Annotated in this window: 11 protein-coding genes; 10 read left to right on the forward strand and 1 reads right to left on the reverse strand. The window is 68.1% G+C overall.

From position 1 onward, the window contains the following. Window positions 1-117 precede the first annotated feature (117 nt). Window positions 118-876, reverse strand: a complete 759-nt coding sequence (locus tag AB2385_RS05245) for a MerR family transcriptional regulator (RefSeq protein WP_367653888.1) — start codon at window positions 874-876, stop codon at window positions 118-120. 214 nt (window positions 877-1,090) lie between these two features. Between AB2385_RS05245 and AB2385_RS05250 the strand changes: the two genes are divergently transcribed. The 10 genes from AB2385_RS05250 to trmD all read left to right on the forward strand — a co-directional run bounded on the left by AB2385_RS05250 (window position 1,091) and on the right by trmD (window position 7,666). Next, complete coding sequence (locus tag AB2385_RS05250; protein ID WP_367653889.1) at window positions 1,091-1,399, forward strand: hypothetical protein; 309 nt, start codon at window positions 1,091-1,093, stop codon at window positions 1,397-1,399. A gap of 13 nt (window positions 1,400-1,412) precedes the next feature. After that, on the forward strand, window positions 1,413-3,029 hold the full coding sequence (locus AB2385_RS05255) for a hypothetical protein (protein WP_367653890.1): 1,617 nt from the start codon (window positions 1,413-1,415) through the stop codon (window positions 3,027-3,029). 30 nt (window positions 3,030-3,059) lie between these two features. Next, the gene (locus AB2385_RS05260; protein WP_367653891.1) at window positions 3,060-3,380 is read left to right on the forward strand and encodes a nucleotide pyrophosphohydrolase; all 321 of its coding nucleotides are present in this window, start codon (window positions 3,060-3,062) and stop codon (window positions 3,378-3,380) included. A gap of 213 nt (window positions 3,381-3,593) precedes the next feature. Next, entirely contained in the window at window positions 3,594-3,917 is a 324-nt protein-coding gene (ylxM, locus tag AB2385_RS05265) for a YlxM family DNA-binding protein (RefSeq protein ID WP_367653892.1), read from the forward strand. Window positions 3,918-3,992: 75 nt separating this feature from the next. Continuing rightward, a complete protein-coding gene (gene ffh / locus AB2385_RS05270; protein ID WP_367653893.1) occupies window positions 3,993-5,357 on the forward strand; it encodes a signal recognition particle protein in 1,365 nt (454 codons plus the stop codon). Window positions 5,358-5,444: 87 nt separating this feature from the next. Beyond that, window positions 5,445-5,711: a 30S ribosomal protein S16 gene (gene rpsP / locus AB2385_RS05275; RefSeq protein WP_367653894.1), complete on the forward strand. Its 267-nt coding sequence runs from the start codon at window positions 5,445-5,447 to the stop codon at window positions 5,709-5,711. Between the two features lie 45 nt (window positions 5,712-5,756). After that, on the forward strand, window positions 5,757-5,987 hold the full coding sequence (locus AB2385_RS05280) for a KH domain-containing protein (RefSeq protein WP_367653904.1): 231 nt from the start codon (window positions 5,757-5,759) through the stop codon (window positions 5,985-5,987). Next, window positions 5,984-6,391, forward strand: coding sequence for a YlqD family protein (locus tag AB2385_RS05285; protein ID WP_367653895.1), 408 nt, complete (start codon window positions 5,984-5,986; stop codon window positions 6,389-6,391). Before AB2385_RS05280 ends, AB2385_RS05285 begins: the two co-directional genes overlap by 4 nt. Continuing rightward, window positions 6,391-6,915 carry a ribosome maturation factor RimM gene (gene rimM / locus AB2385_RS05290; protein ID WP_367653896.1) on the forward strand — a complete coding sequence of 175 codons (525 nt, stop codon included), beginning with the start codon at window positions 6,391-6,393 and terminating at the stop codon, window positions 6,913-6,915. The genes AB2385_RS05285 and rimM overlap by 1 nt, the downstream gene beginning before the upstream one ends. A 4-nt stretch (window positions 6,916-6,919) precedes the next feature. Next, entirely contained in the window at window positions 6,920-7,666 is a 747-nt protein-coding gene (trmD, locus tag AB2385_RS05295) for a tRNA (guanosine(37)-N1)-methyltransferase TrmD (protein WP_367653897.1), read from the forward strand. Window positions 7,667-7,723 lie beyond the last annotated feature (57 nt).

Genomic DNA, 7,723 nt, shown 5'->3' on the forward strand with positions numbered 1-7,723 from the left:
GTCGGGGCGCGTTCCGTGTTCTCATTCTCCTGTCACGGCGGCCGCGCAGGACGGCTCACCGCACACGGTTACCCGTCCTGCGCGGCGCCGCAGTGGGATTCAGCCGCACTGCGGTCGCTACTTCCCTTCCCGCCGGTCACAGTAGACCCGCATGGCGTCGCGCAGGAAGCGGGCCAGGCCGGGCTTTGTCTTGTCGATGTTCTTCGTGAAGCGCTCGTCTTCCACGTACATCTCGCCCAGCCCCCGGAAGACCTCCAGCGAGCAGGTGTAGTACCACTTGTTGATGTGCTCGTGCCAGCGGGCCACCCACTGCTGGACCTCTTCATCGCCCGGGTCGCGGTCCATCAGCCTGGCGATGTTGCCGTAAATCTCGCTGGACTCGGCGCTGATCCGCTGCCAGTCTGCCCTGGTATACCTGCGGGTGCGCTTCAGCGACTCCTCGAACTCGGGGCCGCCCCAGCGCTGCCGCGCCTCCTCCTCGTACTCGGTGGGATCGAATCCGTCGAACAGTGCCTTCATCTCGTCTCTGGTCATGGGTCTGTCCTCCCTGTCCATGTTGGCGAGCGTGCGGTCGACCGTGCGGATCAGGCGCTCGAGGCGGGCCTTCCGCTGCTGCAGGGCCTCCCGGTGGGCCAGCAGCGCCTGCTGCCGGTCGAAGTCGGGGCTGTCGATGATCTGCTTGATTTCCCTGAGGCTGAAGCCCAGCTCCCGGAAGAAGAGGATCTGCTGCAGCCGCTCCACGTCCTGCTGCGAGTAGAGCCGATAGCCGGAGGCCGACTGCCCGGCCGGCTTCAGGAGACCGATCTCGTCGTAGTGGTGCAGCGTGCGGACGCTGACGCCGGCCAGGTCAGCCACCGCCTTCACCGTGAGGGCCATCTGCTCACCTCCTGGTTCGTAGGATAAACCCTTACGTTACGAGAGGGTCAACACCCGCGAGGGCGAAATCATCTGGCGGCGAGAACCACAGCGCGACTCGCCCGAGTCATAATAGGTGACGGGCGCAGTGAAGGGACGAGCAGCGCCTGAAGCGTCCCACAATATGTCCGGTCTCGACACGGCTGAGTCACCGCTTGCAAGGAGGTTGAGCCCCATGGCCCGGCTGGACGCACTGCTGTTCCAACACGTCGCCCCCTTGCGTGCGGCAGCCATCGCGCTGCCCGAGGGCGGGGTGCTCTTTTCTGACCGCGGGTTCGAGGACTTTCTGCACAGCGGCCAGGTGACGGCAGATTCCGCCGGCCCCACCGCGCTTTCGTCCGGTGCTGACTGGGCCGAACTGCGGGAGGCCTGGCGGCGGGTGTTGCCCCTCGAGGCCGTCTCCTACGAGGGGTGGCTCACCGAACTGCAGGCCTACGCCAACCTGGACTGGAGCGGTCTGGACAGCCTGGGCATCGACCTGTAGCGGAGGGATGCAGATGGATGACCTGGTCTTCCCGGCCGTGGGTCGGTGGGTGCGCGTCCAGCGGGAGTGGGACAATCTGGTGGCCGAGCTCAGGCAGGAGCTGCCGGCCCCCCTGGCCGATGACCTGATCCGTCGGGCCGAGTCGCGCGCGCAGGAATCCACCTGGGCCTTCGTCAAGCCCCTGATGCGCCGCTTCAAGGAGATCGACCACCTCCGCAGACAGGAGGGGAAGAGCGGGCGCAAGGCGGATCTGCAGTCCCTGCGCCGCCGGCTCCTCCTCATGAACCCGGCCGCGGTCGCCCGGGAACTGGGGGCGGGGCTCAACCCGCCTGACCTCAGCGAGTACAATCAGATCGTCGCCGACCTGGCCCGCACCGTGCCCCACCCGGGCATCGTCCGGCGTTACGCCCTGCCGCCTCAGGCCCTGCGGGCCCTGGCGGACCTGATCGCCGCCGCGGGCCGGCCGGTGGCGCAGTCGCTTACCGAGCACGCACAGAACCTGAAGTACTACGCTGACCTGGTGGCCCGCCTGAGAAGCCAGCCGCTGGTGCAGAAGGGCGCCCGCATCATCGGCAGCGCGGTCGCCGCCGCGCTGGAGCCGCTGGTGGGCCGCGAGGCGGCCGCCCAGCTCCTGGGCATCGACCAGTCGCTGGACCGGGCCCAGAAGCAGGTGGAGGCGGGTTGGGCCGCGTTCCAGCGCGAGTTCAACGAGTTCGTGCCGGAGCGGCAGCGGCGGTTCCAGCTGGTCTACCTGAGCCTGGTGGGCGGGCTCTTCCTGCGGGTGCAGCGCGACCTGAGACGCCTGGGTTGCGAGCTGGTCGTCGATGCGCAGGGCAACTGCCGGGTGGCGCCCACCGAGGACCGGCAGATGCGGCTCCGGCAGCACCTGCGGGAGGCCGCACCCGCGGTGCGGGCCGCACTGGACGCCGGAGAGACCGAGACGGCCGTTGCGAAGGCGGCCCGGCTGGTGGCGCAGATGGTGACCGACCCGGTGGCGGCCCGCACGCCGGCGGACGGCAAGTCGGTGGGTTACATCGCCTACGCCCTGCACCTCAGCGCCCTCCTGGCCCGGGCCCGGCAGGCGTGGGACGACGGGCGGCCCGAGGAGGCGGCTGCCATCTGGAAGCAGGTATTCACCGAGTACCCCTGCCTGGTGAACGACGCCGACCTGCACCCGATGCCGGGTGAGCCGCTGCCTCTGGTGACCGCCGGCTTCCGCCTGGCGGCCTACGCCGAGTGGCTGCGCCAGTCGCACCGGGGGGCCGAGGCCGACGGCCTCCTGCTCGCCCAGATCCGGTTCGTCGAGCGGCTGGCGACGCTGCGTCCGGAGCAGGCCCTGCCCGGAGAGTCCGTCTCGCCGGAGATGAAGGAGTGGGCGGCCACGCTCGCCGCCTACCTGCGCCGTTCGGCAAAGGACCCTGACGCCCTGGACCTGCCCGGGCACCGGCTGCCGCTCTCCCGTTACCCTGCAGTCATGCGCCGCTTTCGCCAGGCCGTGGGTGAAAGCCTGGAAAGCTCGCCGCTGGACCGCTACCTGCGGGGGCGTGTCAACCTGCTCCGGACCACCGCGGCGGCCGCCGCCACCGGGGGCGTGGGCCTGCTGGCCACGCTGGCCTGGCTGTTGCTGTAGGGCGATGGGCCGCCCCGAGGAGGTGAGCGCTTGGATCTGCGGGAGGTACAGCAGGAAGTTGACCGCTGGATCGCCCCCCGCGGCTACTGGGACCCGCTGGCCAACCTCGCCAGGCTCACCGAAGAGGTGGGCGAGCTGGCCCGGGAGGTCAACCACCGCTGGGGGCCCAAGAAGAAGAAACCGACCGAGGAGACCGGGGATGTGGCCCTGGAACTGGGCGACATCCTCTTCGTGGTCGCGGTGATGGCCAACCAGATGAACATCGACCTGGAGGATGCCTTCCGCCGGGTTCTGGCCAAGTACCAGACGCGCGACGCCGATCGCTGGACGCGGCCGGGTAACGGCGGGTAGCATTCGCATGGAAGGACAACGAAGTGTGTGGCACGCCTGCCGTGCGGACGGCTGCCGGTTTGCCCCGGGCCCGGTCCGCCGCGCGGAGCTTTTTCGGAGTGTCAACATCATCCCCTTGACAGCCCGCGTTCGCCCGCCTATACTCAAACAGGCGACGGCGCTGTCAAGGGGATTTGCTTGACAGTGTGAGCACGCCGGAGGGGGCGCTGTCGCATGAAGGACGTGCCGCGGTTCGCCCTGCTTTTCGACTTCTACGGACCGCTGCTCACGGAGCGGCAGCAGGAGCTGATGCGCGCCTATTACCTCGAAGATCTCTCCCTGGGCGAGATCGCCGATGCGGACGGCGTGAGCCGGCAGGCCGTACACGAACTGATCCGCCGGTCGGAGGCGGCGCTCGTGGAGTACGAGGCACGGCTGGGCTTCGTGGCGGAGCACCAGCGGCGCATGCAGCTGCTGACCGAACTGGAGGCGGCGCTCGACCGGGCCGACCTGGCGGCCGCCCGGCGCACGCTGGCGGCCCTGAAGGCAGAGGCGTGACGCCCTTCCGGTCAAGGCCCGGGGCCTGCTAACGGCGGCCTGATGCCAACCCCACCACGGAGAGGGGGAAGCGGATTGTTCGAGTCCCTTCAGGAACGCCTCCAGGAGGCGTTCAAGCGGCTCAGGGGCAAGGGGAAGTTGACGGAGTCTGACGTGAACGAGGCCCTGCGGGAGGTGCGGCTCGCCCTCCTGGAGGCCGACGTCAACTTCAAGGTGGTCAAGTCGTTCATCTCCCGGGTGAAGGAGCGGGCCGTGGGCCAGGAGGTTCTGGAGACGCTCAACCCGGCGCAGATGGTCATCAAGATCGTCTACGAAGAACTGGTCGCCCTGATGGGCGGGCAGGGCGTGGGCCTCAACATGGCCGACCGCCCGCCCACCATCGTCATGCTCTGCGGCCTGCAGGGCTCCGGCAAGACCACCCACGCGGCCAAGCTGGCGGTGAAGCTGAAGAAAGAGGGGAAGCGGCCCCTTCTGGTGGCCGCCGACGTCTACCGCCCGGCTGCCATCAAGCAACTGCAGGTCCTGGGCGAGCAGGCCGGCGTGCCGGTCTACGCCGAGGGCGACCAGGTGAGCCCGGTGGACATCGCCCAACACGCCGTGGAGTACGCGGCGCAGGAGCGGCGTGACGTGATCATCATCGACACGGCCGGCCGGCTCACCATCGACGAGGAGTTGATGGAGGAGCTCAAGCAGATCAAGGCGCGCGTGAAGCCCCACGACACGCTGCTGGTGATCGACGCGATGATCGGCCAGGATGCCGTGACCACCGCGGAGCACTTCCACGAGAAGCTCGGCATCGACGGCGTGATCCTGACCAAGCTGGACGGCGACACCCGCGGCGGTGCGGCGCTGTCGGTGCGGGAGGTGACCGGCCGGCCGATCAAGTTCGTGGGCGTGGGCGAGAAGCTGGACGCGCTCGAGCCCTTCCATCCGGACCGGATGGCGTCCCGCATCCTCGGCATGGGCGACGTGCTCACCCTGATCGAAAAGGCGCAGGAGCAGGTCGACCGCAAGCAGGCCGAGGAAATGGCCCGCAAGATGCTGAAGGCCGAGTTCGACTTCGAGGACTTCCTGGAGCAGCTCAGGGCCATGCAGCGCATGGGCCCCCTGCAGGAGCTCCTGAAGATGCTCCCGGGTGTCGGGGCCCAGTTGAAGGACATCAACGTCGACGAGAAAGAGCTGAAGCACATCGAGGCGATCATCCTCTCCATGACGCCCAAGGAGCGCCGCAACCCGGACATCATCAACGTCCGGCGGCGGGAGCGGATCGCCAGGGGCTCCGGGCGGCCGATCGCCGAGGTTCACCGGCTGATCAAGCAGTTCGAGCAGGCCCGCAAGCTGATGAAGCAGCTGGGCGGCATGGAGAAGATGCTGAAGCGGGGCGGCAAGCTGCCCCGGCTCCCCGGCGGGGGCTTCGGCGGCCTCTGGGGCCGCAGGTAGCGGGTTGGGGTGCCCCATCCCCTCCCCAGCGGAGCGGGATGTGCACAGATAGATTCCACTGGCAACATTCGAGGAGGATGAACCGAAGTGGCTCTGAAGATTCGCCTGAAGCGGATGGGGATGAAGAAGGCTCCGTTCTATCGGCTCGTGGTCTCTGAGTCGGCCTCGCCCCGCGATGGCCGGTTCGTGGAGGAGATCGGCTACTACGATCCCACCAAGAACCCCGCTGTGCTGAAGATCGACGAGGACAAGGCGCTGGGCTGGCTCCTGAAGGGCGCCACCCCCACCGACACCGCCCGGTCGCTGCTCTCCAAGGCCGGCGTGATGAAGAAGTTCGACGAGGCGAAGAAGTAAGGGGCGAGGACGACCCACCCCAGTCGAGGGGGTTGTTTCGCAATGTTGCAGCGGCTGGTGGAAATCCTGGTCAAGGGGCTCGTGGAGCACCCGGACCAGGTGCAAGTAACGGCGGTTGAATCCCCCCGCTCCGTCACCTTCGAGGTCCGTGTGGCCGACAGCGACATGGGGAAGGTGATCGGCCGGCAGGGTCGCGTCGCCAGGGCGATTCGGACGGTGGTCAAAGCGGCCGCCGTCAAGGATGGCCGCCGAGTAATGGTGGAGTTCATGTCATGAGTCTGCAGATCATTCGTCCGGTAACGATTAAGGCTCGTGTGACCGAGAGTTTGAAGGCCAGGATGACGGCCGAACTGAACGCGGCGATCCAGCAGCTGGACGCCGAGATGGCCGAGCTGGAGAGCCAGGTGAAACGCGCCCAGCTGACCGCCACGATCACCCCGCAGCAGCAGATGCAGCTGCACCAGCTGGTGGAGCAGGAGCGGGCGGTGCGCGCCGAGAAGAAGGCGCAGCTTCAGCAGGAGATCAGCCGCGTCCAGTCGCTGCCGCTGGGTGCGGAGATCGTGCAGGGCACGGTGCAGGCCACCGCGAACCTGAAGGTCGGCGACAACTTCGACGCCCTCATGGCGACGGAGATCGTCGTCGAGGACGGAAAGGTGATTGCGATCCGGGGTGAGGCCTAGTGGTCGAGCGGTCCAGGCCCGAGCTGATTCGGATCGGGCAGGTGACCGCGCCCCACGGGGTGCGCGGTGCGGTGCGGGTCTACCCGGTCACGGATTTCCCGGAGCGGTTCACGACCTTGCGGCGAGTGCTGCTGGGCGGTCCGGACCGGCCCGCCGCGGTGAAGTTCCGCGGCTTCGTGAAGAACCTGGTGATCCTGGAGATCGAGGGCGTCACAGACCGCAACCAGGCGGAGAAGCTGCGCGGCGTCAACCTGCTGGTTCCGCGCAGCGAGGTCTACCCGCTCCCGGAGGGGTACTACTACGACTTTGACATCATCGGGATCGACGTGGTAGACACGCAGGGGTCGTTCCTGGGGCGCGTGGTGGAGGTGGACCACAATATCCCGGTCCACGACGTGTACGTGGTGGAAACGGCCCCGGGAAAGCGGTACATGGTGCCTGCGGTTCGCCAGTTCATCAAGGAGGTGGACCTCGAGGCCGGCCGCATGGTGATCGACCCGATCCCCGGCCTGCTCGAGGACTGACCCGATGCTGATACAGCTGCTCACGATCCACCCGGCCATCGTGGCGCCGGTCTTTCGCGAGTCGATCCTCGGCCGGGCCCACGAGGCGGGGATCATCGACCTCCGGGTGGTCAACATCCGGGACTTCGCGCTGAGCAAGCACCAGCAGACCGACGACTACCCCTACGGGGGCGGCGCCGGTCTGCTGATGAAGCCGGAGCCGGTGTTCGCCGCCGTGCGCTGGGCCGCGGCGCGCGGCCCTGCCCGGGCCCGACCGCCGCGCGTCATCCTGATGGACCCGCAGGGACGCAAGTTCGACCAGCGCCTCGCGGAGGAGCTGGCCAGGGAAGACCACCTGATCCTGGTCTGCGGCCGCTACGAGGGTTTCGACGAGCGCATCCGCGCCCTCGCCACCGATGAGATCTCCATCGGCGACTACGTGCTGATGGGCGGCGAGGTGGCGGCGCTGGTGGTGGTGGAGGCGGTGACCCGCCTGGTCCCGGGCGTGCTGGGCGACCTGGAGTCCAGCGTCGCCGAGTCTTACACCTCCGGGCTCCTGGAGGGCCCGCAGTACACCCGGCCGCTCGAGTTTGAGGGAATGCGGGTGCCGGAGATCCTGACATCGGGAAACCACGGCGCGATCCAGCGCTGGCGGCGGGAGCAGGCTCTGCGCCGCACCTTTGAGCGGCGGCCCGACCTGCTGGAGACCGCAGAGCTCACCCCGGAGGAGCGGGCCCTCATCGAGGAGTGGCGCCGCACACTGACACGTTAATAGGCTCTACGTCAAGAAGTGTGGAACGGTCGCCAGCCAAGCCAAGGGCACAAAGGC

This window comes from Symbiobacterium sp., from assembly GCF_040797425.1.
In the GTDB taxonomy this organism is placed as follows: Bacteria; Bacillota; Sulfobacillia; order Symbiobacteriales; family Symbiobacteriaceae; genus Symbiobacterium.

Excerpts from the sequence above, each read along its gene's own strand:
- AB2385_RS05285 (WP_367653895.1), top strand. The coding sequence starts at position 5,984 with ATGAGTCTGCAGATCATTCGTCCGGTAACGATTAAGGCTCGTGTGACC.
- AB2385_RS05250 (WP_367653889.1), top strand. The coding sequence starts at position 1,091 with ATGGCCCGGCTGGACGCACTGCTGTTCCAACACGTCGCCCCCTTGCGT.
- ylxM (WP_367653892.1), top strand. The coding sequence starts at position 3,594 with ATGAAGGACGTGCCGCGGTTCGCCCTGCTTTTCGACTTCTACGGACCG.
- AB2385_RS05255 (WP_367653890.1), top strand. The coding sequence starts at position 1,413 with ATGGATGACCTGGTCTTCCCGGCCGTGGGTCGGTGGGTGCGCGTCCAG.
- AB2385_RS05245 (WP_367653888.1), bottom strand. The coding sequence starts at position 876 with ATGGCCCTCACGGTGAAGGCGGTGGCTGACCTGGCCGGCGTCAGCGTC.
- trmD (WP_367653897.1), top strand. The coding sequence starts at position 6,920 with ATGCTGATACAGCTGCTCACGATCCACCCGGCCATCGTGGCGCCGGTC.